General features: G+C 66.1%; 25 protein-coding genes. 21 read left to right on the forward strand and 4 right to left on the reverse strand.

Features of this window, described 5'->3' with window-relative positions; genetic code table 11:
* Positions 1-44 precede the first annotated feature (44 nt).
* From sufB to NLI89_RS15740, 13 genes are all read left to right on the forward strand, one after another.
* On the forward strand, positions 45-1535 hold the full coding sequence (gene sufB, locus NLI89_RS15680; protein WP_056057660.1) for a Fe-S cluster assembly protein SufB: 1491 nt from the start codon (positions 45-47) through the stop codon (positions 1533-1535).
* Entirely contained in the window at positions 1532-1795 is a 264-nt protein-coding gene (locus NLI89_RS15685) for a hypothetical protein (RefSeq protein WP_254687879.1), read from the forward strand. The genes sufB and NLI89_RS15685 overlap by 4 nt, the downstream gene beginning before the upstream one ends.
* Positions 1782-2525 carry a Fe-S cluster assembly ATPase SufC gene (sufC, locus tag NLI89_RS15690; RefSeq protein WP_254687880.1) on the forward strand — a complete coding sequence of 248 codons (744 nt, stop codon included), beginning with the start codon at positions 1782-1784 and terminating at the stop codon, positions 2523-2525. Before NLI89_RS15685 ends, sufC begins: the two co-directional genes overlap by 14 nt.
* Before the next feature lie 146 nt (positions 2526-2671).
* Positions 2672-3745: a SufB/SufD family protein gene (locus NLI89_RS15695; protein WP_254687881.1), complete on the forward strand. Its 1074-nt coding sequence runs from the start codon at positions 2672-2674 to the stop codon at positions 3743-3745.
* 124 nt (positions 3746-3869) lie between these two features.
* Positions 3870-5084, forward strand: a complete 1215-nt coding sequence (locus tag NLI89_RS15700) for a cysteine desulfurase (RefSeq protein ID WP_254687882.1) — start codon at positions 3870-3872, stop codon at positions 5082-5084.
* Positions 5081-5542, forward strand: coding sequence for an SUF system Fe-S cluster assembly protein (locus NLI89_RS15705; RefSeq protein ID WP_254687883.1), 462 nt, complete (start codon positions 5081-5083; stop codon positions 5540-5542). Before NLI89_RS15700 ends, NLI89_RS15705 begins: the two co-directional genes overlap by 4 nt.
* A gap of 133 nt (positions 5543-5675) precedes the next feature.
* Complete coding sequence (locus tag NLI89_RS15710) at positions 5676-6029, forward strand: HesB/IscA family protein (RefSeq protein WP_254687884.1); 354 nt, start codon at positions 5676-5678, stop codon at positions 6027-6029.
* A gap of 222 nt (positions 6030-6251) precedes the next feature.
* Positions 6252-7643, forward strand: coding sequence for an amino acid permease (locus NLI89_RS15715; RefSeq protein ID WP_254687885.1), 1392 nt, complete (start codon positions 6252-6254; stop codon positions 7641-7643).
* Positions 7640-8518 (forward strand): S-methyl-5'-thioadenosine phosphorylase, encoded by an 879-nt coding sequence (locus NLI89_RS15720; protein WP_254687886.1) that lies wholly within the window; start codon positions 7640-7642, stop codon positions 8516-8518. The genes NLI89_RS15715 and NLI89_RS15720 overlap by 4 nt, the downstream gene beginning before the upstream one ends.
* Positions 8519-8593: 75 nt before the next feature.
* The gene (uvrC, locus tag NLI89_RS15725; protein WP_254687887.1) at positions 8594-10519 is read left to right on the forward strand and encodes an excinuclease ABC subunit UvrC; all 1926 of its coding nucleotides are present in this window, start codon (positions 8594-8596) and stop codon (positions 10517-10519) included.
* A 127-nt stretch (positions 10520-10646) separates the two neighbouring features.
* On the forward strand, positions 10647-11624 hold the full coding sequence (locus tag NLI89_RS15730; protein ID WP_254687888.1) for a polysaccharide deacetylase: 978 nt from the start codon (positions 10647-10649) through the stop codon (positions 11622-11624).
* On the forward strand, positions 11624-12526 hold the full coding sequence (locus NLI89_RS15735) for a GNAT family N-acetyltransferase (protein WP_254687889.1): 903 nt from the start codon (positions 11624-11626) through the stop codon (positions 12524-12526). Before NLI89_RS15730 ends, NLI89_RS15735 begins: the two co-directional genes overlap by 1 nt.
* A gap of 109 nt (positions 12527-12635) precedes the next feature.
* Complete coding sequence (locus NLI89_RS15740; protein ID WP_254687890.1) at positions 12636-13727, forward strand: endonuclease/exonuclease/phosphatase family protein; 1092 nt, start codon at positions 12636-12638, stop codon at positions 13725-13727.
* Positions 13728-13760: 33 nt separating this feature from the next.
* On the opposite strand, the gene NLI89_RS15745 is transcribed toward NLI89_RS15740, so the two are convergent.
* From NLI89_RS15745 to NLI89_RS15760, 4 genes are all read right to left on the reverse strand, one after another.
* A complete protein-coding gene (locus NLI89_RS15745) occupies positions 13761-15059 on the reverse strand; it encodes a mechanosensitive ion channel family protein (RefSeq protein ID WP_254687891.1) in 1299 nt (432 codons plus the stop codon).
* Positions 15060-15421: 362 nt separating this feature from the next.
* Positions 15422-15973: a DsrE family protein gene (locus tag NLI89_RS15750; protein ID WP_439144528.1), complete on the reverse strand. Its 552-nt coding sequence runs from the start codon at positions 15971-15973 to the stop codon at positions 15422-15424.
* 104 nt (positions 15974-16077) lie between these two features.
* Positions 16078-16479, reverse strand: a complete 402-nt coding sequence (locus tag NLI89_RS15755) for an ArsR/SmtB family transcription factor (protein WP_254687892.1) — start codon at positions 16477-16479, stop codon at positions 16078-16080.
* A gap of 25 nt (positions 16480-16504) precedes the next feature.
* Complete coding sequence (locus NLI89_RS15760) at positions 16505-17164, reverse strand: peroxiredoxin (RefSeq protein ID WP_254687893.1); 660 nt, start codon at positions 17162-17164, stop codon at positions 16505-16507.
* Between the two features lie 95 nt (positions 17165-17259).
* Between NLI89_RS15760 and NLI89_RS15765 the strand changes: the two genes are divergently transcribed.
* The 8 genes from NLI89_RS15765 to NLI89_RS15800 all read left to right on the forward strand — a co-directional run bounded on the left by NLI89_RS15765 (position 17260) and on the right by NLI89_RS15800 (position 23785).
* Positions 17260-18180: an MBL fold metallo-hydrolase gene (locus NLI89_RS15765; protein ID WP_254687894.1), complete on the forward strand. Its 921-nt coding sequence runs from the start codon at positions 17260-17262 to the stop codon at positions 18178-18180.
* Entirely contained in the window at positions 18180-18617 is a 438-nt protein-coding gene (locus NLI89_RS15770) for a YeeE/YedE family protein (RefSeq protein WP_254687895.1), read from the forward strand. Before NLI89_RS15765 ends, NLI89_RS15770 begins: the two co-directional genes overlap by 1 nt.
* The gene (locus NLI89_RS15775) at positions 18617-19069 is read left to right on the forward strand and encodes a DUF6691 family protein (RefSeq protein ID WP_254687924.1); all 453 of its coding nucleotides are present in this window, start codon (positions 18617-18619) and stop codon (positions 19067-19069) included. Before NLI89_RS15770 ends, NLI89_RS15775 begins: the two co-directional genes overlap by 1 nt.
* A gap of 63 nt (positions 19070-19132) precedes the next feature.
* Complete coding sequence (locus NLI89_RS15780) at positions 19133-19345, forward strand: hypothetical protein (protein ID WP_254687896.1); 213 nt, start codon at positions 19133-19135, stop codon at positions 19343-19345.
* Between the two features lie 54 nt (positions 19346-19399).
* The gene (locus tag NLI89_RS15785; RefSeq protein ID WP_254687897.1) at positions 19400-21058 is read left to right on the forward strand and encodes a bifunctional protein tyrosine phosphatase family protein/NAD(P)/FAD-dependent oxidoreductase; all 1659 of its coding nucleotides are present in this window, start codon (positions 19400-19402) and stop codon (positions 21056-21058) included.
* Positions 21059-21087: 29 nt separating this feature from the next.
* Positions 21088-21864 (forward strand): sulfite exporter TauE/SafE family protein, encoded by a 777-nt coding sequence (locus NLI89_RS15790; RefSeq protein ID WP_254687898.1) that lies wholly within the window; start codon positions 21088-21090, stop codon positions 21862-21864.
* A complete protein-coding gene (locus NLI89_RS15795) occupies positions 21861-22679 on the forward strand; it encodes a prolipoprotein diacylglyceryl transferase family protein (protein ID WP_254687899.1) in 819 nt (272 codons plus the stop codon). Before NLI89_RS15790 ends, NLI89_RS15795 begins: the two co-directional genes overlap by 4 nt.
* A gap of 521 nt (positions 22680-23200) precedes the next feature.
* Positions 23201-23785: a hypothetical protein gene (locus tag NLI89_RS15800; RefSeq protein WP_254687900.1), complete on the forward strand. Its 585-nt coding sequence runs from the start codon at positions 23201-23203 to the stop codon at positions 23783-23785.
* The last annotated feature ends 255 nt before the right edge of the window (positions 23786-24040 follow it).

The raw sequence follows: 24040 nt of genomic DNA on the forward strand, positions 1-24040 counted from the left end.
GGCGCGAAGATTTTAGAGAGCCGCTTTGCGGCCGAGGACAGATAATGGCTACCCGGAACGCAGAGGCGTATGCCGCCGCGAACAAGACGTACGAGTGGGGTTTCTCCTCGGACATCGAACAGGAATTCGCGCCGAAGGGGCTGTCGGAAGACACGGTGCGCTTCATTTCCGCCAAGAAGGGCGAGCCGCAGTGGATGCTCGACTGGCGGCTGAAGGCGTTCGCGTTGTGGCAGACGATGGAGGCGCCCGACTGGTCGAAGCTCAACGTCCCCCCGATCGATTACCAGGACGCGTATTATTACGCGGAGCCCAAGGCGAAGCCGAAGCTCGGGTCGCTCGACGAGGTCGATCCTGAGATCCTGCGCGTCTATGAGAAGCTCGGCATCCCGATCGGCGAGCAGAAGATGCTGGCCGGCGTGGTCGAGGATCCGCTGAACGAGGACGGCACGCCCAAGCGTCGCGTCGCGGTGGATGCGGTGTTCGACAGCGTGTCGGTCGCGACCACGTTCCGCAAGGAGCTCGAGGCCGCCGGCGTGATCTTCCGCTCGATCTCCGAGGCGATCAAGGAATATCCCGACCTCGTCCGGAAGTGGCTCGGCAAGGTCGTGCCGCAGCGCGACAATTATTTCGCGACGCTGAACTCGGCGGTCTTCTCCGACGGCACGTTCGTCTACATCCCGGAGGGCGTCCGGTGCCCGATGGAGCTGTCGACGTACTTCCGCATCAACGCGGAGAACACCGGGCAGTTCGAACGCACGCTGATCGTGGCGGACAAGGGATCGTACGTCTCGTATCTCGAAGGCTGCACCGCGCCGATGCGCGACGAGAACCAGCTCCATGCGGCCGTCGTCGAACTGGTCGTGCTCGACGATGCCGAGATCAAATATTCGACCGTGCAGAACTGGTATCCGGGCGACGAGAACGGTGTCGGCGGGATCTACAACTTCGTCACCAAGCGCGCGCTGTGCCAGGGCAAGAACTCGAAGGTGTCGTGGACCCAAGTCGAGACCGGCAGCGCGATCACGTGGAAATACCCCTCGTGCGTGCTGCTCGGCGATGGCTCGGTCGGCGAGTTCTATTCGGTCGCGGTGACCAACAATCGCCAGCAGGCCGATACCGGCACGAAGATGATCCACCTCGGCAAGAACACGCGCTCGACGATCGTGTCGAAGGGGATTTCGGCCGGGCGTTCGGACAACACCTATCGCGGGCTGGTGCGCGTCGCGCCGACCGCGGAAGGCGTGCGGAATTTCACGCAGTGCGACAGCCTGCTGCTCGGCGACCAGTGCGGTGCGCATACCGTGCCGTATATCGAGGTCCGCAACCCGTCCGCGCAGATCGAGCACGAGGCGACGACGTCGAAGATCTCCGAGGACCAGCTGTTCTACGCGATGTCGCGCGGGCTGGATCAGGAGGCGGCGGTGGCGCTGATCGTCAACGGCTTCGCGCGGGAGGTGCTGCAGCAGCTGCCGATGGAGTTTGCGGTCGAGGCTCAGAAGCTGCTGGGTATCAGCCTTGAGGGGTCGGTGGGGTGATTATTCCTACCTTGATGCTCCTCACGATGTCGGCGTCCGATGTCGAGCCTGAGAAACTCAGCGCGTATATTGATTGTCTCTACCAAGCGGACGGTCAACCGGCGGATAAGTTGACTAACCGTAGAGTTGCCGTTGCAGCGCAGTTGAGAAAATGCGTGCGATTGCGCCAAGTGGGTGTCCAAGCGGAGCCCTTTTACAAACCTCGGTTCGACATGATCGACGCGAACTTCAGAAAGTCGCAGGCGAATGCTAAAAATTGAAAACCTCCACGCCGAGATCGATGGCAAGGAAATCCTCAAGGGCTTGTCCCTGACCGTAAACGCGGGCGAGGTGCACGCGATCATGGGGCCGAACGGGGCGGGCAAGTCGACGCTGGGCTATGTGCTCGGCGGACGGCCCGGCTATGAGGTCACGGCGGGCTCGGTGACGTTCGACGGCGTCGACCTGCTCGAACTGGAGGCGCATGAGCGCGCCGCGGCGGGCGTGTTCCTCGGCTTCCAGTATCCGGTCGAGATCCCCGGCGTGTCGAACGTCCAGTTCCTCCGCGAGGCTTTGAATGCCCAGCGCGCGACGCGGGACGAGAAGCCGCTGTCGGGCGGCGAGTTCCTGAAGCTCGCGCGCGGGCAGGCGGATCTGCTCGGCATGGATTACGACATGCTCAAGCGGCCGGTGAATGTCGGCTTTTCGGGCGGCGAGAAGAAGCGCAACGAGATGGTCCAGATGGGCATCGTCAACCCGAAGTTCGCGATTCTCGACGAGACGGATTCGGGCCTCGACATTGATGCGCTGCGCGTCGTCGGCGACGGCATCAACCGCATCATGCGCGCGCCCGACAAAGCGGTGCTGCTGATCACGCATTATCAGCGGCTGCTGGATTATGTGGAGCCGGACTTCGTGCATGTGCTGGCGGACGGCAGGATCGTCCGCTCGGGCGGCAAGGAACTGGCGCAGCAGCTCGAGAGCGAAGGCTATGTGGGGATCGCCGCATGAGTAGTCTGTCGCAAATCCTCCCCGGTACGGGGAGGGGGACCAGCGAAGCTGGTGGAGGGGGGGCTCCGCTTGGCGTATCGTCCGTGGAAGCCCCCCTCCACCCCGCCGCTACGCGTCGCGGTCCCCCTCCCCGTGCCGGGGAGGATTTGAGGGCCGAACTTCCCTCCACCCGCGAGGAATCCTGGCGGTGGGGTGATCCGGCGGCGATTGTGGCGGCGGCTGAGCTGCCCCGCGGCGTTGCGTCAGATGCTGGCGAGTGGTTTTTGGACCTGCCGGGTGCGCGGGCGGTGTTCGTCGATGGTGTGCTCGACGAGGCTCGGAGCGATCTGCGGCACGTCGCGATCGCGCAGATCGATGGCGGCGCGCATGTGCTTGGGCGTCGCACGACCGGGACCGGCTGGTCGATCCGGGTCGAAGCGAACGCCGAAGCAGAGCTTTTCCAGATCGTCCACATCGCGACCGGCGGCGAGAACCAGCTTCCGGCGGAAATCATGCTTGCCGATGGCGCGAGCGCGTCGGTGGTCGAGACGTATGTCGGGGCCGGCTGGTCGAACCGGTCGACGCGGATGACGCTCGGCAAGGGGGCGAAGCTGACGCGCGCGGTGCGGTTGTTGCAGACCGATGGCTTCGTGTCGTTGCGCGATGAGGTGGACATTCATGCGGGCGCGAGCCTGATCGCGACGGTGCTGGGCGCGGGCGATGCGGGTACGCGGATCGATGGGTCGATCATCGTCTCGGGCGACGATGCGTTCGCCGAATATGGCGGCGCGTTGCTGACGCGGAACGACCAGCGGCAGGAGTGCGCGGTGTCGGTGCGACATGCGGCGCTGAACGGGCAGAGCAAGCAGATCTGGCGTGCGGTCGCGGCGGACAAGTCGACGGCGAGCCTTGCGGCGCGGGTCGAGGTGGCGCGCGATGCGCAGAAGACCGACGGGGTGCAGTCTTTGCGCGGGCTGCTGTTGCAGCGGACCGCGACGGTGAATTTGAAGCCCGAGCTGGAGATCTTCGCCGACGACGTGAAGTGCGCGCATGGCGCGACGGTTGGGGAGCTGGATCAGCGCGCGCTGTTCTACATGCAGAGCCGCGGGATTCCGCATGCCAAGGCGCAGGCGCTGCTCACGCGGGCGTTCGTGGGGGATGCGTTCGTGCAGATCGCGGACGAGACTGTGCGGGAGGCTTTCGTGGCGGATGCGGATGCGTGGCTGGAGCGGGCGTTGTGACGCGGCGCAACGCGCTCCCCTCCCTGGAAGGGAGGGGTTGGGGGTGGGTAGGCCAGTTGGCTGGCGTGACCGAGTCCCAGCAGCCTACCCACCCCCGACCCCTCCCTTTCAGGGAGGGGGGAAGATGAGTGTGACGCTCGAAACGCGCCCGCTCGACCGGCTGTCGGATTTCCCCGCGATCCCCGAGGGCTGGGCCTATCTCGACACCGCCGCGACCGCGCAGAAGCCGCAGGTCGTGGTCGACGCGATTACGCGTGCCTACGGCGAGACCTACGCGACCGTGCACCGCGGCGTGTACCAGCGGTCGGCGGACATGACGGTCGCCTATGAGGCCGCACGGAAAGCCGTCGCGCGGTTCATTGGTGCCGGCACCGCGGACGAGGTCGTCTTCGTCCGCGGCGCGACCGAGGGTATCAACCTCGTCGCGCAATGCTGGGCGGGCGAGCAGTTGAAGGCGGGCGACCGCATCCTGCTGTCTTTGCTCGAGCATCACTCGAACATCGTGCCGTGGCAGATGGTCGCCGAACGCGTCGGCGCGGCGATCGACGTCATCCCGCTGACCCCCGACCACCGCATCGATCTCGACGCGATGGAGCGGATGATCACCCCCGCGCACAAGCTGGTCGCGCTCGGGCATGTCTCGAACGTGCTCGGCTCGGTGCTCGACGCCAAGCGCGCGACCGAGATCGCGCATGCGGTCGGCGCGAAGATCCTGCTCGACGGCTGCCAGTCGGTGCCGCGGATCGCGGTCGACGTGAAGGCGATCGGCTGCGATTTCTACGTGTTCTCGGGGCACAAGCTCTACGGCCCGACCGGGATCGGCGTGCTGTGGGCCAAGCCGGAATTGCTCGACGCGATGCCGCCTTACCAAGGTGGCGGGTCGATGATCGACAAGGTGTCGTTCGCCAGGACCACCTACGCGCCGCCGCCGGGGCGGTTCGAGGCGGGGACGCCGCATATCGTCGGTGCGCTGGGGCTGCATGCCGCGATCGACTATGTCGAGAGCATCGGGCTCGGCGCGATCCACGCGCACGAAACGGCGCTGGTGACCGCTACGCGCGACGCCCTGTTGGGGATCAATTCGGTGCGCCTGTATGGCCCGGCGGACTCGGCGGGGATCGTGAGCTTCTCGATCGAGGGGGTTCATCCGCACGACATCGGCACCATATTGGACGAGGAGCGCGTCGCGATCCGCGCCGGCCATCACTGCGCGCAGCCGTTGATGGAGGCGCTGGGCGTGGAGGCTACGGCACGCGCTAGCTTCGGGGTGTATAACGGGCCGGCGGACGTCGCGGCGCTGGTGCGCGGTATCGAGCGAGTAACGAGGATCTTTAAATGAGCGATCGGTTCGAGATCGAGGAAGTGGAGGCCGTCGCCTCGCCGCCCAAGGCGCGTGTGGTGATGGAGACGGACTCCGCCGCGGAGCGCAAGCGGGATTATCTTGCCGGTTTCCTGGCGCAGAAGCCGCAGGTGGACTCGCCCGTCGAGCCCGGCGGCGCGGTGTACGATGCGATCATCGACGCGCTGAAGGAGATCTACGATCCCGAGATTCCGGTGAACATCTATGACCTGGGGCTGATCTACGGCGTCGAGGTGACCGAGGACGGGCACGCGGTGGTGGCGATGACGCTGACGACGCCGAACTGTCCGGTCGCGGAGTCGATGCCGGCCGAGGTCGAGATGCGCGTCGGGTCGGTGCCGGGGGTCGGGTTTGCGGAGGTGAACCTGGTTTGGGATCCGCCTTGGGATCCGCAGAAGATGTCGGACGAGGCGAAGCTCGAGCTGGGTATGCTCTGACTTTCCCCTCCCGCAAGCGGGAGGGGGCAGGGGGTGGGCTCGCGCTCACCTCGCGAACGACGGTTATGAGTGGCTGGCCGGGAGCCCACCCCCGGCCCCTCCCGCACGCGGGAGGGGGGAAGGAAGGACGATCATGGCGACGACATTGCGAGCACGGCCGGCGGCGCTGAACCTCACGGCGACGGCACACGCGCGGATCGCGGACCTGATGGCGCGCGCGCCGGCGGACGCGATCGGGGTAAAGCTGTCGACGCCGAAGCGCGGGTGTTCGGGGCTGGCCTATTCGGTCGACTACGTGACCGAAGCCAAGACTTTCGACGAGCGGATCGATACGCCCGGCGGGACGCTGTTCGTCGATGGCGGGTCGATCCTGTATCTGATCGGCTCGACGATGGATTGGGTCGAGGACGACTTCACCGCCGGCTTTGTGTTCCAAAACCCGAACGCCAAGGGTGCGTGCGGGTGCGGCGAGAGCTTTACCGTTTAAGACGCGTTCGGCTTAAACTAGAGCGGATCGATGTTTCTCCCCTCCCTGGAAGGGAGGGGGCGGGGGGTGGGTCGGGTTCCGTATCGTCGAACACCGGCGGCATAAGCGGGCCGACCCACCCCAGCCCCTCCCTTTCAGGGAGGGGAGCACGAGGGGCAGGCTGCTGGCCTTGCCCCCCGTCGCCCTCCTGTGCCACTCCCCGCGCCAACAAAGGGGATATAAGTGGCCAGTCTGTTTCGCCGAAAAATCGTCACCGAGCAGCCGCCCGAGCATCAGCTCGCGCGGACTCTGTCGTGGCCGCACCTCGTCGCGATGGGGGTCGGCGGGATCGTCGGCACCGGCATCCTGACGCTGATCGGCGTGGGGGCAGGGCTCGCCGGGCCCGCCGTCATCCTGTCGTTCGTCATCGCCGGCGGGATCTGCGCCTGCGCGGCGCTCGCCTATGCCGAGATGGCGACGATGATCCCCGCCTCGGGCAGCGCCTACACCTACAGCTATGTCGTGCTCGGCGAGCTGATCGCCTGGGTGATCGGCTGGTCGCTGATTCTCGAATATTCGCTCGTGGTGTCGACCGTCGCGGTCGGCTGGTCGGGCTATGCCGCGCCGTTGCTGCGCGGTGCATTCGGGTTTCCGGAGGCGCTGACGCTCAGCCCCGAACTCGGCGGCATCCTCAACGTCCCCGCGATCTTCATCATCGCGGTGGTCGCCGGCGTGCTGTCGTTCGGCACGCGCGAGAGTGCGACGCTGAACGCGGTGCTGGTGGCGGTGAAGATGATCGCGCTGACCGTGTTCGTGTTCATCGCTCTCCACTATTTCAACAGCGCCAACCTCCACCCGTTCATGCCCTATGGCTTCCCCAAGGCGGTCCAGCCCGACGGCGCCGAGCGCGGCGTGATGGCGGCGGCAGCGATCATCTTCTTCGCGTTCTACGGCTTCGATGCGATCTCGACCGCGGCGGAGGAGACCAAGAACCCCGGCCGCGATCTCGCGATCGGGATCGTCGGGTCGATGGTCGCGTGCATCGCGATCTACATCCTGGTGGCGGTCGCCGCGGTCGGCGCGCTGTCCTACACGCGGTTCGCCGGCAGCGCCGAGCCGCTCGCGCTGATCCTGCGCGAGATCGGCCGGCCGGGGTTCGCGACGTTCCTCGGCGCCTCCGCGGTGATCGCGTTGCCGACGGTCCTGCTCGCCTTCCTGTTCGGGCAGAGCCGCATCTTCTTCACGATGGCGCGCGACGGATTGCTCCCCTTGAGCCTCGCCAAGGTGTCGAAGCGCGGCGCGCCGGTGCGGATCACGTGGATCACGGCGGCGATCGTCGCGGTGATCGCCGGCCTATTGCCGCTCGCCGAGATCGCCGCACTCGCCAACGCCGGCACGCTCGCCGCGTTCGTCGCGGTGTGTGCGTGCATGCTCGTGATGCGCCGCCGTGCACCCGATGCGATCCGGACGTTCCGCGCGCCGGCGGCGACGCTGGTCGGGGCGATCGGTATCCTCGGGTGCCTGTACCTCTTCTTCAGCCTGCCCTCGAAGACGCAGCTGTATTTCGGGCTGTGGAACCTGCTCGGGCTCGCGATCTACTTCGTCTATGCCCGCCCGAGAGCACTTGCCGAATGACCGGCTGGACGGTCGGCATTCTCGGCGGCTCGGGGCTGTACGCGGTCGACGGGATCGAGGATGGGCGTTGGCAGACCATCGAGACGCCCTGGGGCGAACCGTCGGACGCGATCTATACCGGCCGCGTCGGCCATGTCGGCGTCGCGTTCCTGCCACGGCATGGCCGAGGCCACCGCATCTCCCCCTCCGAGCTCAACGCGCGCGCGAACATCGACGCGTTGAAGCGGCTCGGCGTGACCGACGTCCTGGCCGTGTCGTCGGTCGGCTCGCTGGTCGAGGCCCGCCCGCCCGGCAGTTTCACCGTCGTCGACCAGTTCATCGACCGCACCAAGGGCCGCGTCTCAAGCTTCTTCGGGACCGGCCTCGTCGCGCATGTCTCGATGGCCGACCCGGTCTGCCCGCGCTTCTCGCGCTATGCGGCGGATGCAGCGCATGAAGCCGGCGCGCAGGTCGACGACCGCGGCACCTATCTCGCAATGGAAGGCCCGCAATTCTCGACCCGCGCGGAAAGCCGACTCTACCGCCAATGGGGCTGCGACGTCATCGGCATGACCGCGATGCCCGAGGCGAAACTCGCACGCGAGGCCGAGCTTCCCTACGCGCTGGTCGGCATGGTCACCGACTATGATTGCTGGCGTGAGGACGAGGCGGGCGTCGACGTCGCGCAGGTGATCGCACAGCTCGGCGAGAACGCCGCAAAGGCGAGGGCAATGGTGATGGCATTGCTGCGCGCGTTACCGGCGGAGCGGGAGGCGTCGCCGATCGATACCTGCCTCGACAGCGCGATCATCACCGCACCATCGGCGCGCGACCCGGCGCTCGTGGCGAAGCTGGACGCGGTGGCAGGGCGCGCACTGCGCAACGCCGCGGGCTGAGCCGGCCAGCGATCGCGTCGCCAACCGGCGAACCGATCTGGCATAACCCCCCGTCACTCCCTAGATTCCCCGGCAATGTCCTCCCCCAATTCCCCCGACCGTTTCAACGAAGACAAATCCACGTTCGCCGTCCGCGGTGGCGGTGAGGCGCCCGATCTCGCGGCGGGCGTGGCGGCGATCCGCAACGTGCTCGACACGCTGCCGATCCGCCCCGGCGTCTACCGCATGCAGGACGCGCGCGGCGACGTGCTCTATGTCGGCAAGGCGCGTGCTCTCCGGAACCGCGTCGCCAATTATTGCCAGGTCGAGCGGCTGACGAAACGCCTCCAGCGGATGGTGTCGCAGACCCGGTCGATGACGATCGTCACCACCAACAACGAAGCCGAGGCGCTGCTGCTCGAATCGCAGCTCATCAAGCGCTATCGCCCCGCCTACAACGTGCTGCTGCGCGACGATAAGAGCTTCCCGTTCATCCTGCTGCGCGACGACCACGCCTTCCCGCGCGTCCAGAAACACCGCGGCGCGCGCCGGGCGAAGGGCAATTACTACGGGCCGTTCGCGAGCGCCGGCTCGGTCAACAACACGCTCAACGCGCTGCAGAAGCTGTTCCTCCTGCGCAGTTGCACCGACAGCTTCTTCAAGACGCGCGACCGGCCGTGCCTGCTCTACCAGATCAAGCGCTGCTCCGCGCCGTGCGTCGGCCGGATCGACGAGGCTGCGTACAAGGAGCTGGTCGAGGACGCGAAGGCGTTCCTTGGCGGCAAGTCGACCGGCGTGCAGGCCAAGCTCGGTGCGCAGATGCAGGCCGCCGCCGAGAACATGGACTTCGAACTTGCGGCGTTGCTCCGCGACCGTCTCCGCGCGCTCACCTTCATCCAGGGCACGCAGGCGATCAACGCGGAAGGCGTCGGCGATGCGGACATCTTCGCAATGGCGTGCAAGGATGGCCTGATCGGCATCCAGGCGTTCTTCATCCGCGGCGGCCAGAACTGGGGGCATCGCAGCTTCTTCCCGCAGCACACCAACGATGTCCCCGAGGACGAGGTGCTGACCAGCTTCCTCGGCCAGTTCTACGAGGAGGTCCCGCCGCCCAAGCAGATCCTGCTCGACCGCGAATTGCCGGAGGGCGCGCTGCTGGTCGAGGCGTTGGGCGAGCGCGCTGGCTACAAGGTCGCGATCCAGGTTCCGCAGCGCGGCGATCGCCGACGCCTGATGGATCAGGCCAAGCGCAACGCGGTCGAGGCGATCGAACGCCGCCAGGCCGAGTCGACGACGCAGGCGAAACTCCTGCGCGAAGTCGCCGACCTGTTCGACCTCGCCGAGCCGCCGCAGCGGATCGAGATCTACGACAACAGCCACATCCAGGGTACCGCCGCGACCGGCGCGATGGTCGTTGCCGGGCCCGAGGGGTTCCGCAAGGGCCAGTATCGAAAGTTCAACATCAAGAACAAGGATACCGCGCCGGGCGACGATTTCGCGATGATGCGCGAAGTCTTCACCCGCCGGTTCTCGCGCGCGCAGGCCGAGGATCCCGATCGCGATTCGGGCGAATGGCCGGACCTGGTGCTGATCGACGGCGGCAAGGGACAGCTCAACACGGTCAAGGCCGCGCTCGAGGAGATCGGCGTCGAGGACGTGTGCCTCGTCGGGATAGCCAAGGGCCCGGAACACGGCCGGGATGGCCGCGAGGTATTCCACATGCTCGACGGTCGCGAGTTCCAGCTGCCGGTAAATGCTCCAGTGCTGTTCTACCTCCAGCGCCTGCGCGACGAGGTCCACCGCTTCGCGATCGGCGTCCATCGCGACAAGCGCAGCAAGGCGATCGGCGCAAGCCCGCTCGACGAGGTCCCCGGCATCGGCCCCGCGCGCAAGAAGGCACTGCTGATGCACTTCGGCACCGGCCGCGCGGTGCGCAATGCGAGCCTCCAGGACCTGCAACAGGCGCCCGGCGTATCGGCAGGCGTCGCGCAACAGGTCTACGACTTCTACCATTCGCGGTAGCCGGGCGATCGAGGCGTGCGTCGATCCGGCCTGAAGACCGGCCGATGCCGCTCAAAAATCCCAACCTCGATCAAGCGGATTGCAAAAAACTAAACCCAATCTTCACCGTGCGTTGTTACATTATGGCGTGCCCACGCCCGTATTCCTCACCGTCGATACCGAATTCGCCTGGCGCCACCATGCCGCCAAGCTTGGATGCGACGACATCTATGCGCGGTCGCTGGAGCCGGCAGGGGTGGGGCTGAGCTACCAGCTCGCCGAGCTTGCCAGGCATGATCTGAAGGCGTGCTTCTTCGTCGATCCGATGCCGGCGCTCGTCTACGGACCGGCGCCCGTTCGCCGCATGGTCGAGACGATCCTCGCGGCCGGGCAGGAGGTGCAGCTGCATCTCCACCCCAATTGGACGGGTGCCAGGATCGGCGATGGAGGGGCGCATCATGGCCGTTTCCAGCTGTTCGATTACAGCCTCGCCGAGCAGATCGACCTGCTGGTGCGCGCGACCGACCTGCTGGTCGAGGCGGGCGCGCCGAAACCGATCGCGTTCCGTGCCGGCAGCTATGCGGCCAATGACGACACGCTGGCTGCGCTGGCGACGCTCGGGTTCAGCTACGACAGCAGCCATAACGGGTCCGAGGCCCCGCATACGAGCCGCATTTCGTTGCCGGCGCAGCAGATTGCGCCGGTTCGACGCGAGCCTGGCGAAGGGCTGATCGAAGTGCCGGTCACGGTGATCGAGGACAAGCCCGGCAAGATCCGCACGTTCCAGCTTTGTGCGCTGTCCGCCGGCGAGACCTATGACGCGCTCGAACATGCCGCCGTGTCGGGGCATGCGGTCGTGACGATCGTCAGCCACGGTTTCGAGCTGGCCAACCGCAGCGGCACCCGCGCCAATGCGGTCCATGTCCGCCGGTTCCAGGCCTTGTGCGCGATGCTGGCCGAGATGCGCGAGGTGCTGCCGACGTATCATTTCGCGGACCGTCCGCCGCTCGCGCTCGACCACGCCGATGTCCCGCTGGCGCCCGATCAGTTGCGCACGCGCTGGCGCCAGGCGGAGCAGCTCTGGTCGAACTGGGTCGAGGAGCGGCCACGCTCGCGGCGTCGGTGATGACCCCGATCGTAGCGCTGAAGTTCCAGGTCGGCGCGCGGACGCTGGCCGCCGTCGCGAAGCGGCTTGTGCGCGTGCCGTTCTCGCTCGATGCGGTCCTGGCGACCGAGCCGTTGGTGTTGCCGCATTTGCCGGAGGATGCCGACGGGTATCTCGTGACGTCGTTGCCCGAGGCGATGCTGGATCGCCTCGATGGTCACGGCCTGCTCGCGTTCGTCCGGCAGCGCTATGTGCGGTTTCATGTCGACCTTTCGGCGGGGGAGGCGGCGTGGCTCGCAGGCCTGTCCGGCAGCGCAAGGTCGGGGATCAAGCGCAAGGCGAAGAAGCTCGCCGCGGCGAACGGTGGTGCGCTCGATATCCGGCGCTATCACGATGCGGCGGCATTCGCGGACTTCCACCCGTTGGCTCGCGCGGTGTCGGCGACGACCTATCAGGAGAAGCTGCTCGGATCGGGGCTGCCCGACGATACGGCTTCGGTGCGGCATCTCGAATCGCTCGCGGCCGCGGACCGCCTGCGCGCGTGGCTCCTGTTCGTCGAGAATGCGCCGGTGGCGTATCTCTGCTGCACGGCGGACGGCGGATCGCTGCGCTACGACCATGTCGGGCACGACCCCGCGCACAACGACCTGTCGCCGGGCGCGGTGCTCCAGGTCGAGGCGATGCGCGAGCTTTTCGCCGACGGGCGGTTCGCCCGGTTCGACTTCACCGAGGGAGAGGGGCAGCACAAGCGGCAATTCTCGACCGGCGGGACGGCGTGCCTCGACGTGCTGCTGCTGCGGCGGACGCTGGGCAATCGCGCGACGGTCGCGGCATTGCGCAGGTTCGACGGGATGATGGCTCTGGCAAAACGCGCCGCGACTCATCCGGCGCTGATGAAGTTGGCGAAGAACATCCGCCGCTGATCTTCCCCCTCCCTTCCAGACGGGCGGCTTGCGGGAACGATCCGCGGGCAACCGAAATCCGGTGCCGGTCGTTGGCCGTGATGTGTTCCGTCGTCTTCGTCGCATTCAAGTGAAACATCTGGCAGCAATCGGCTTGCTCGTGGGCTCGGCGGGCTGTGCGACGCTCCCGCCTGCGCTGGTGCAAAAATGCCTGCCGTCTTCGCAGGCGCCGGTGTCGGTATCGAAGGACGGCACTCGCGCCAGCACGACATTCGATGTCCTGACCTTCAATATCGAGGGCCTGGGCTGGCCGGCACGCGGGAAGCGTGGTCCGGCGCTCGAGCAGATAAGCGCCGCGCTCAGGCAGATGGAGGCGCGGGGCGACTCTCCCGATGTCGTCATGGTGCAGGAAATGTTCAGCAAGGCCGCAGTCCGCGCCGTCACGGGCATCGGCTATCCCAATATGGTTTTCGGACCGTCGCGCACCCAGCGGAAGAGCCTGCCGGGCGCGGACCGCATGGGGGGACCGTATCGGTGGAAGAAGGGCGAGCTCGGCCTGCACATGGTCGGCTCGGGCCTGGCCATCCTGAGCCGGTACCCGATCGTCGAGACGCGATCGGAACCGTTCGGGCGTCGGCGGTGCGCCGGTCTGGACTGCCTCAGCAACAAGGGTGTGCTGTACGCGCGCGTAGCGATCCCGGGCGTTCCCAGCGCGATCAACCTGTTCAACACGCACCTCAACTCGCAGCGCTCGTCGCGCGTATCGCCCCGGCGTCATGCGCGTGCGCATCGCCTCCAAGTCGACGAACTCGGCGCCTTCATCTCGGCGGTGGGGGACCAGAATGTTCCGACGATCCTCGGCGGCGACTTCAACATGAAGGATTCGGCGATCCGGTTCGAACGGTTTCGGAACGTGACGGAGCCGTTCGAGATCGTGCAGGAATGGTGCACCGCCAACCCGCTGCCGTGCGATACGCGCATATCATGGGATGGCGACGAGCCTTGGATGGACACCCAGGATCTCCAGCTCTTCGAAAGCGGGTCCACCGTCACCGTGACTCCGATCCGCGTCGAGGCGGTCTTCGACGGCTCGGTCGGCAGCCCGAGATTGTCGGATCATGACGGGTTTCGGGTCACCTACAGGGTGAGCTGGCCCACGCGCGCTCGGTCTTGGACGGGTAGCGCGGAGGCCTTGCCGAACTGTGGTGGTCGAACAGGCTGAGCCGCCGCAAGAGCTGTCGAACTTCTCCGGCGATTACCGGTTCGGTTCGGTCGTAGGTGCCAATTCCCCGCCTGGCGGCGAATGAAAGCGCAGATCGCGCTGCGGCACCGGGATGGTGACGCCGTGTTCCTTGAACAGATCCCAGATGCGGAAGAACACGTCGCTGGTGACGTTGCCGACCCCGGCCTCTGGACTGTCGATCCAGATCCGCAGGTCGAACTCGACGCCGTTGTCGCCGAATTCCTTGATCCAGCACACGGGCGCCGGTTCGGTGAGCACGCGCGGCGAGACCGACGCGGCCTCGACGGCGAGACGTTGCGCCAGCCGCAGGTCGCAATCGAACGACACCCGAAATCCGACATGCACCCTGACGTCCCGGCTCGAGAAGGACCAGTTCTCGACCTCGTCGGTCATCAGCCGTTCGTTCGGGATCAGGTGCTCCTTGCCGTCACGGGTCAGCACCGAGACCGCGCGAACGCCGATCTTGTTGACCCAGCCGAAGGTATCGCCGACCGCGATGACGTCGCCGGGCTTGATCGACCGGTCGAGCAGCAGGATCAGCCCCGCGATCAGATTGCCGAGCGTCTTCTGCAGGCCGAAACCGATCGCGAGCCCGAACGCCCCCGAGAACACGGCCAGCGCGGTGAGATCGATGCCGAGCAGGTCGATGCCGACGAAGATCGCGACGGTGACGACCGCGATCTGGGCGAGTTTCTGGAACAGCACGCGTTGCGCCGCGTCGAGCAGCCGGGCCTGTCCGATCCAGCGCAGGATCAGCCCGAGCAGCGCGCGCGCGGCGAGGAACAGCAGGAGCGACAAGCCGACCGCGTTGACGATGTCGAGCAGCGAGATGCGGCGGGTGCCGATCCCCAAGCTGGCGCGGTCCAGTCCCGCGATCAACGGGGTCAGGCCGCCCAGTCGGCTTGCCAGCACGATCAGGAACAGGGTGGCGGCGATCAATGATGCGGGTCGGCTTTGCAGGCCCAGCGCGCGGCCGAACTCATAGGCCAGCACGGCGACGGCGATGCCCAGACCCGCGGCCAGGAGAAGGTCCGCGCCGGGGTTCAGCCCACGGACGCCGAGAAACGCCGTCAGGACCAGCGCCGTCACGCCGGCGCGGGTGATCGCCATCAGTCGCGGCGCGATCACGTCGGCATGGCGTGGCGCCAGCGCGGGCAGGAGGTATCGACAGGCTAGGCGCGCTGCGACGATCCCCAGCAGCAACGCCATGCTCAGGATCGCGACAGCAGCGATCAGGTCATGAAACGGCAGCGCCGTCCATTGGTCCAGATAAGTCTGCCACCAGGCATCGTGTTCCAACCGGTTCTCCAATGCCCGCTCCTCGGCGTCGCTCGCCCGACAATCGCTCCGACAACACAACGTCATGCACGTCTGGTAGCCAAGCCCGTGTTAGCCAGAGTTGCCGCCCCGGTCAGCCCTTGTCGTCCTGCCTCATTGCCGGCCGGGCATCAGCGCCATGGCAGGGAAGGGGACGCTGTGGCGACGTAGCGCGCAGGAAAGGACGCCGGAATTCTGCACGCGCAGGTCACTGACGATGGACTACTCCACGCGGCGGTCGACGCACTCGACGCCTTCCATCTGTTGGGAAGCGCCCTTTACAACGCCCGTCGCTTCGAACTCGGCCCGACCGAGATGTTCGGCGCCGCCGATCTCGGTCAGGACCGCACCGAGCGTCAGTCCGGGATCAGTGCGTAGCCGCGCAATTGCAGATTGGCCAAGGTGGTCAGCGCGGAATCATCGACGACGACGTCCTTGACGATCTCATCCGGGGTTATGCCGTTTCCGATCATCGCCTGGCTGCAGACCTGGACCGAGACGCCCGCGGCCTGCAGGGCGGCAATCAACGCGATATTCGGATTCTCGGCGACCTTCGTCCGCGCGGCATAGGGAGCGTTCTGAAGGATCAGCGGGGTCGCAGGGCCGTGGATGATCGCGACGATATCGCCCCGCGCAGGACGCACCTTGTCGGCGCCAAGCAGATTGACGAACCGCGCGACCTTTTCGAGGCTTGGGTTGAGCTTGTCCGGCGATGGCGCCGCCTTGGTGATGTTGAACAGCACCCGGTAGCGCAGTTTGGGATCGGGGCGCTCGGCCGCATTGGGCATCGGAACGATCCCGCCGAAGCGCGGGATCACCGGATGGACGGGAGTGGTGACGGCCCGCGACTCACCGCCTGTCATCATTGCCGTCACTGCAAGGAGCAGTGCGCATGCGGTTCTCGACATGATCGGTCTCCATCTGGATCATCTGAATGAATGGCGTGGAATGATGTTTGGAGGGGCCGGACTCCGGGCTTCGACACGTCAAGCGGAGTAGAGGTTGGGCGAGCTCAGCCAACCCGAGCGAACATCGCCGCGACACTTGGCTTGGGGGCAATTGCCGGTGATGCCTTGGGCGGTCCGGTAACGCGTTCCAACGCGGCCGAGACGGCCTCGCCACTGCCGAACATCGCCTCGATCGCGCGGACGCAGAGCGTCACGTCGTCATCCGCCAGTCGGTAGAAAACCTGTTTCGCCGCGCGGCGCATCACGACGAGATCGGCCTTTCGCAATTCGGCAAGCTGCTGGCTGAGCGCGGGTTGGACGATCCCCGTCGAGCGTTCGAGCTCGGCAACGATCTGCTCGCCGTCGAGCAGGCGGGACAGGATCATGAGCCGCTGCGGCTGCGCATAGGTTTTGAGGCGATCGGCCGCGGCATTGGCGCGCTCGCGAGACTGATAGATCGCCGTCATCGATCGGCCTGGCATCGATCGGCCGTCATCGATCGGGCTGGGTCTGATGAAACCAGTCCGCGGGGGCATCCTCGCCGATCGCCGTCTCCGCGGTCTGGGCAGGGGGGACCAGCACATCGTCGCCCGGTTGCCAGCCGGCGGGCGTGAGGACGCTGCCGTCGGCGGAGCGCTTCAGCGCGGCGAGCATGCGGACCATCTCGTCGATCGAGCGGCCGATCGTCATGGGATACCAGGTCACGCCGCGGATGATGCCTTCGGGGTCGATGAAGTATGTTGCGCGCACCGCGGACGCATCGGTGGCATCGTCGTCGATCATGCCATACGCCCGACCGACCGCCATCGATGGGTCCTCGATGACCGGGAAGCGGATTTCGACACCGAACAGCTCTCGGATCGCGCGCAGCCATGCGATGTGCGAATACAGGCTGTCCACCGAAAGCCCGAGCAGAACGCCGTCCAGCGCCTCGAACTGCGGCATCGCCTTGGCCAGCGCGATGAATTCGCTCGTGCAGACCGGCGTGAAGTCCGCCGGATGCGAGAAGAACACCACCCAGCGACCGCGATACTGGTCGAGACTCACCTCGCCACGCGTCGTGCGGGCGCGAAAGTTCGGCGCGGTATCGCCGATCCGCAGCGGTCGGGGTCCCGTAGCGCCAGCGTGCGCTGCATCTGCGTCTTGTATCATCGCCATCCGATTGCCCCGACCCGCCCGCACACGCAACGTACATACGTAATTACCGACATATTGTAAGTGTGAAAGTGATTCGGTATATGAGCGTCATGACCGACCCGATTCTCACCGCAGCCGCAACGCAAGTATCCGTCGCTCGGGAGGAGCCGAAGCTCGTCGTTCGCAGCTTCTTCGACGAGCCGACGAACACCGCGAGCTACGTCGCGCACGATCCGACGACGTTGCGCGCGGCGATCATCGACAGCGTGCTCGATTTCGATGCGGCCGCAGGCCGGACGGATACCGCCTCCGCCGACGCGATCATCGCGTATGTGCAAGGGGAGGGGCTGACGATCGACTGGCTGCTAGAGACGCATGCCCATGCCGACCATCTGTCGGCGGCACCCTATCTGCAGAAGGCGCTGGGCGGCACGCTCGCCATCGGCCGCGATATCCTGCGTGTGCAGGACGTGTTCGGCAAGATCTTCAACGCCGGCACCGAATTCGCCCGCGACGGCTCCGAGTTCGACCGGCTGTTCGACGACGGCGATGCATTCGCGATCGGTTCGATACCGGCGATCGCGCTCCATGTGCCCGGTCACACCCCGGCCGACATGGCCTATGTCATCGGCGAGGCGGTATTCACCGGCGATACGCTGTTCATGCCCGACTATGGCTCGGCACGTGCCGATTTCCCGGGCGGCGACGCGCGGCAGCTCTACCGCTCGATCCGGCGGCTGCTGACCCTTCCTGCCGAGACACGACTGTTCCTGTGCCATGATTACAAGGCACCCGGACGTGACCGCTATGTCTGGGAGACAACGGTCGGCGCGCAGCGGACCGGCAACGTCCATGTTCATGACGGTGTCGAAGAGGATGCGTTCGTCGCGATGCGGACCGCCCGCGATGCGACCCTGGGGATGCCGAAGCTGATCCTGCCGTCGATCCAGGTCAACATGCGCGGTGGCCACTTGCCCGAGCCCGAAGCGAACGGCACGCGCTACCTCCAGATTCCGCTGAACGTCCTCTGATGAACTGGACGGACGCCATGCCGCTTGCCGGGTTGACCGGCGGCCTGCTGATCGGCCTTGCCGGCGCGATCATGCTGCTGGGCCTCGGACGGATCGCCGGCGTCAGCGGCATGGTCGCGCGCGCGACGGGTATCGCACCGGGCGGGACGCCATGGCCGATCGCCAGCGCTTTCGTGCTCGGCCTTCCGCTGGGTGCCCTGTTGCTAACGTTCGTCGCCGGACCGGTTGCGACACGTTTCCCGACATCCATCGCGGCCATCGTGCTTGGTGGCCTGATCGTGGGGTTCGGCACGCGCATGGGTAGCGGCTGCACCAGCGGACACGGTGTCTGCGGCCTGTCGCGCCTCTCGCCGCGGTCGATCGCGGCGACCGCCAGCTTCATGGCCGCGGGGTTTGCCACGGTGGCGGCGATGCGCGCGCTGGGGGTGACGTCATGATGCGCCGTGTGCTGATCGCTCTGCTGGCGGGCATGTTGTTCGGTGCGGGCCTCGCGCATTCGGGCATGTCAGATCCTGCCCGCGTCCGCGCGTTCCTCGATCTGTTCGGCGGTGCGTGGGATCCGACCCTCGCCTTCGTGATGGGCGGCGCAATTCTGCCGATGGCGGTCGCCTGGAGGATCCGTCGACGACTCGACTCCCCGCTCGTCGACACGTTCTTCGTCCTGCCAGCCAAGACCGGGATCACGCGATCCCTTATCGGCGGGTCGGTGCTGTTCGGCATCGGCTGGGGCATCGCCGGGCTTTGCCCCGGGCCTGCCATCGCCGATCTCGCCATCGCCCCCGTTCCCGCCGCCATCTTCGTCGCCGCAATGCTCGGCGGCATGATCCTGCACCGCCTGCTGCCTGCCCGCCCGGTAAAGCGGCCTCCACTGGAGAATTCCCATGTCTGATACATCGACGGTCGGCCTGCCGCGCACCCCGACGGTGTGCTCCGTGCAATGCTCTACTACCCGATGAGCAACGGTCGTTCGATTCCCGAAATCGTCCGCCTCGTCACCGCGATGCAGGCAAGCGATGCCAATGGCGTCGCGACGCCGGCCGGTTGGCAGCCGGGCGAGGACGCCATCGTGCCGCCGCCCAAGACGATCGCCGCCGCCGCCGGCCGCGAGGGCGAAGGCTTTGCCTATACCGACTGGTATTTCTCGAAGCGCCCGCTCGCCGCCTGACTTCGTCTCCGGCGCGCGCGTTGCGTTCCGAAGCGCCCCTCGAGGACGATCCGCATGACCATCAAGCTGCTTACCCCCGCATTGTCGGTATCGCCCCAGCTGACCGAGGCGGATATCGCCCAGGCAGCGCGGGACGGGTTTCGCGCCATCATCGACAACAGGCCGGATGGCGAGGAGCCGGGGCAGATATCCGCCGCCGCCATGGAGCGGCTTGCAGCGGCGCACGGCATGGCATTTGCGCATGTGCCGGTCGTCCCGGGCAAGATCGGCGATGAGGATGTCGCGCGCATGGCCGATGCGCTGTCGCGTCTCGACGCTCCGGTCCTCGCCTATTGCCGCACCGGCACGCGCTCGACGTCGCTATGGGCGCTCTCGCAAGCCGGGGCGCTGCCTGCGGATACGATCCTCAGGACGGCTAGCGACGCCGGCTATGACCTGACCGCGCTTCGTCCCCGACTTGAAACAACCGCCGTGATTCCGGAAGGGGCGGGGCCATCGCGGGCCGATGTCGTCATCGTCGGCGGTGGCTCGGCAGGGCTGGCGACGGCTGCGTCGCTGCGCGAGCGTAACCGCTCACTCGACATCGTCGTCATCGAGCCGCGTACCGAGCATGACTATCAGCCGGGCTGGACGATGGTCGGCGGCGGCGTGTTCGATGCCAAGGATACGCGGCGGCCCGAGGCGAGCGTCATGCCCGCCGGCGTGCGCTGGATCAAAGGCGCGGTCGCCAGCTTCGAGCCCGAGCGCGATACCGTGGCCCTGGAAGACGGATCCACCGTCGGATACCGCGCGCTCGTCGTCGCGCCGGGGATCGCGCTCGACTGGGCCGGGATCGATGGGCTCGTCGAGACGCTCGGACGCAACGGCGTCACCTCCAACTACAGTTACGACACAGCACCCTATACGTGGGAGCTGGTTCAGTCCCTGAGGGACGGCACGGCGCTGTTCTCCCAGCCGCCGATGCCGATCAAGTGCGCAGGCGCGCCACAGAAGGCGATGTACCTGTCATGCGATCATTGGCAGCGGCAGGGCGTGCTCGAGGACATCGACGTGCAGTTTCACAACGCCGGGGGCGTATTGTTCGGCGTAAAGGAATTCGTCCCGCCGCTGATGGCCTATGTCGACCACTACGGCATCGACCTCCAGTTCGAATCCACCTTGGTCGCGGTCGACGGATCTGATCGAACCGCCACCTTCCGGGAGAAGGGCGGAGAGATCACGAAGTCGTTCGACATGATCCACGTAACGCCGCCCCAGAAGGCACCCGCGTTCGTCGCGCGCAGTTCCCTCGCCAACGACGCGGGGTATGTGGATGTCGATCAGACGACCCTGCAACACATTCGCTACGCCAACGTGTTCGGTCTGGGTGATGGCGGATCGACGCCCAACGCGAAGACCATGGCGGCCGCGCGCAAGCAGGCGCCGATCGTTGCCGAAAATCTGCTGTCGATGCTCGCCGGCAAGGCGCCGACGGCGATCTATGACGGCTATGGCTCATGTCCGCTGACGGTCGAGCGCGGCAGGATCCTGCTCGCCGAGTTCGGCTATGGCGGAAAGCTGCTGCCGAGTTTTCCGAAGTGGATCATCGAGGGCACCAAGCCCCAGAAACTGTCCTGGCTGCTGAAGTCCGAAGGCCTGCCATGGATCTACTGGAACGGCATGCTCAAGGGCCGCGAGTGGATGGCGCATCCCGAGCATCGCCAAGCCGCCTGAGCCAGCTCCGCCGTCCGAGGCCCGTTTTCATGCTCGATACCATCCAATACCTGCTGGGCGCATTGTCCGGAGGCCTGGTCGGCTTCACGCTTGGCCTTGTCGGCGGGGGAGGCTCGATCCTTGCCGTACCGCTGATGGTCTATCTCGTCGGCGTGACCAGTCCGCACGTGGCGATCGGGACGAGCGCGCTAGCGGTCGCGGCAAACGCCGCGACGGGCCTGCTCAGCCATGCGCGGGCCGGTACCGTCAAATGGCGCTGCGGGCTGATGTATGCGGGGGCAGGGGTACTCGGCGCCTTTGCAGGATCGACGGCGGGCAAGGCCGTCGATGGCCAGCATCTGCTGTTCCTGTTCGCCATCGTCATGGTCGCGGTCGGCATCCTGATGCTGCGTGGCCGGCGCAACCTTGGCGTCGAGGGCGCTGCCTGCAATCGCGCAAACGCCCCGAAAGTGCTAGGCTTCGGGCTTGGTACAGGAATTTTCTCGGGCTTTTTCGGCATCGGCGGCGGATTTCTGATCGTGCCCGGACTGATCGCATCGACCAGGATGCCGATGATCAACGCGGTCGGAACATCGCTGGTCGCCGTCACTGCGTTCGGGCTGGCGACCGCGACCAACTATGCGCTTTCCGGACTCGTCGATTGGCCGCTCGCGGGCGTCTTTATCGCTGGCGGTGTCGTCGGCGGCATGGTCGGGACGGTCGTTGCCAGGCGCCTCTCCGGCCGCGGGACGCTCACGACCGTCTTCGCGATCCTGATCTTCGTCGTTGCAGCCTATATGCTGTGGAAGAGCGCGGCCGCGCTGTGACGATCGGCAATACCGTCGCCCTCGGTCCGCTGGTGCTATCGACCGACCGATTGCTCGCGCTGCTCGCGGTCGCGGCGTTTATCGGCCTGGTGTCGTTTCTGACGCGCAAATCGTCCCGGCCGACGTCGAACGCGGTCACGGCGGCGGTCGTGGCGGGCTTGGTCATGGGACGCATTGGCTATGTCGCCATGCACATCCCCAGCTTCGGCGATGATCCGCTGTCGGCGCTCGCGATCTGGCAGGGTGGATTTTCCGTGATTGCGGGCATCGTCGGGGCGGCGTTGGTGCTCGTCGTCACGCTCCGCCGTTCCGCCGCGCTCCATCGGTCGCTGGCGAGCCTGGGTATCGCCGTCATGGTCTGGGCAGCGGCTGCGCATCTCCTCGTCGAGGATACCGCCATTCCTCTGCCCAAGGGGCTTATCGCGTACACGATCGATGGACAGCCGGTTGCTATCGATAGTTTTCGGGGAAAGCCGTTCGTCATCAACCTGTGGGCGACCTGGTGCGGGCCGTGCCAGCGCGAGATGCCGATGCTGGTGGGGGCTGCAGCGGCACGTCCCGCAGTGCCGGTTCTGTTCATCGATCAAGGCGAGACGCCGGACGCCGTCAAGGCGTTCCTCGCCACGAAGCGGCTGACATCGCCGCATCTGCTGGTCGATCATAGCCAGGATTTCAGCCGCGCTGCTGGTTCGGGAGCCCTGCCGACCACCCTGTTCGTCGCTGCGGACGGCATGATACGCGAGAGCCATGCCGGAGAGATTTCGCGTGCTGCACTCGACGACGGTATCGCCGATATTCTGGAGACCCATCAATAACCGCATCCGCTTCTCGACGGCGCTGCTCGCAATGCTTGTAGTCATCGGCTTCGGCATGTGGTCCACGGTCGTGAGGGCACCGCCAGCGGTTGCCGCCACGATCACCAAGTCGGCGATCCTGGAAGATCCAGTCGCCCCGAATGTCAGCCTACCTGATCAACGGTTACCCTACCCGACGGGAGCGACATTAGAATTTTCATTGCGGGAAACCGGGGCGCGGGATGAATCATTCTCGCGACCAAATGCCCGATCAAAGGGTGCGTTTATGATTATGACACCGACCGCTTGCCCTGCTGTAACGTCTTGCGCGCGAGACTGGCGGTTAACCTGAGCCCTCTCCGATTAAGGCTTTGGAAACCTTTAATTTTCGCCGGATCGATACGAATGCGCGGCTAGTCCCGGTCCCGACATTTCGGGGGACCAACGTGAAAACACCAGGACAAACGAGGCCAAGACCAACAGGGCCAGCGCGACCAGGAGCCATGCTTGCGAGCGTCGTCTCCGCTGCCACGGCATTGGGTGTGCTCGCGACACCCGCCGCCGCGCAGAACTTCGTCTATTGGCCCGCGCCGACCGCGGTCACCGGGACGTCCGTTCCGATGTCGTACTTCCCGATGGGAACGCCGCTGACGCTGCGATCACGGACCCAGGTTTCGACGAAGGTGAACAAGCCGGGCGACCGCCTCTATCTCGATGTCGCGGAAAGCCTGTCGTATCGCGGCCAGATCGTCATCCCCGCCGGATCGGTCGCGGTAGCCGAAGTCGCCGCGGTGCAGCGCAACGGGCATTTCGGCAAGAAGGGCAAGCTGGAGATCCGGCTGCTCTATATCGACACGCCGAGCGGCCCGGTCCGGCTGAGCGGACAGGCGAACGACGAAGGGACCAGCGGCACGATCACGTCGGTCGCGACGATGCTGTTCGCTTCGCCACTTGGCTTTCTCGTTCACGGGACCAGCGCACAGCTTCCGCCGGGCACCGTGGTGCGCGCCTATCTCGCCGAGGACATGCGGTTCGCGGTCCAGCCGCAGCCCCAGGTTGCGGCGATGCAGGCCTATCCCGACAGGCCGTTGCCCGTGAGTTTCGACGCAGCGACGGCACAGCGGTAGGTAATCCCCTCGATTTCGCGATGACGGACGGACTGCCGGCGGATCGATCTGGTCCGCCGGCAGTGCGGGCGTCGGGGGGCGGCGGTCGGGTGGCAGGCATCGTCTTTGCCCACGCCGCAGCCAGTATCGCGGGGCGCCGGCGAGAACTCAATTCTGTGCTCGATCGAACAGTGTCGACGCATGGTCGTTCCGTTCCAATGGTGTCGAAGTATAGTTTTCCAGGAAAACTGTGACGGACAAGCAAACGCCCGGACC

Source organism: Sphingomonas faeni (assembly GCF_024273235.1).
GTDB classification, from domain to species: domain Bacteria; phylum Pseudomonadota; class Alphaproteobacteria; order Sphingomonadales; family Sphingomonadaceae; genus Sphingomonas; species Sphingomonas faeni_A.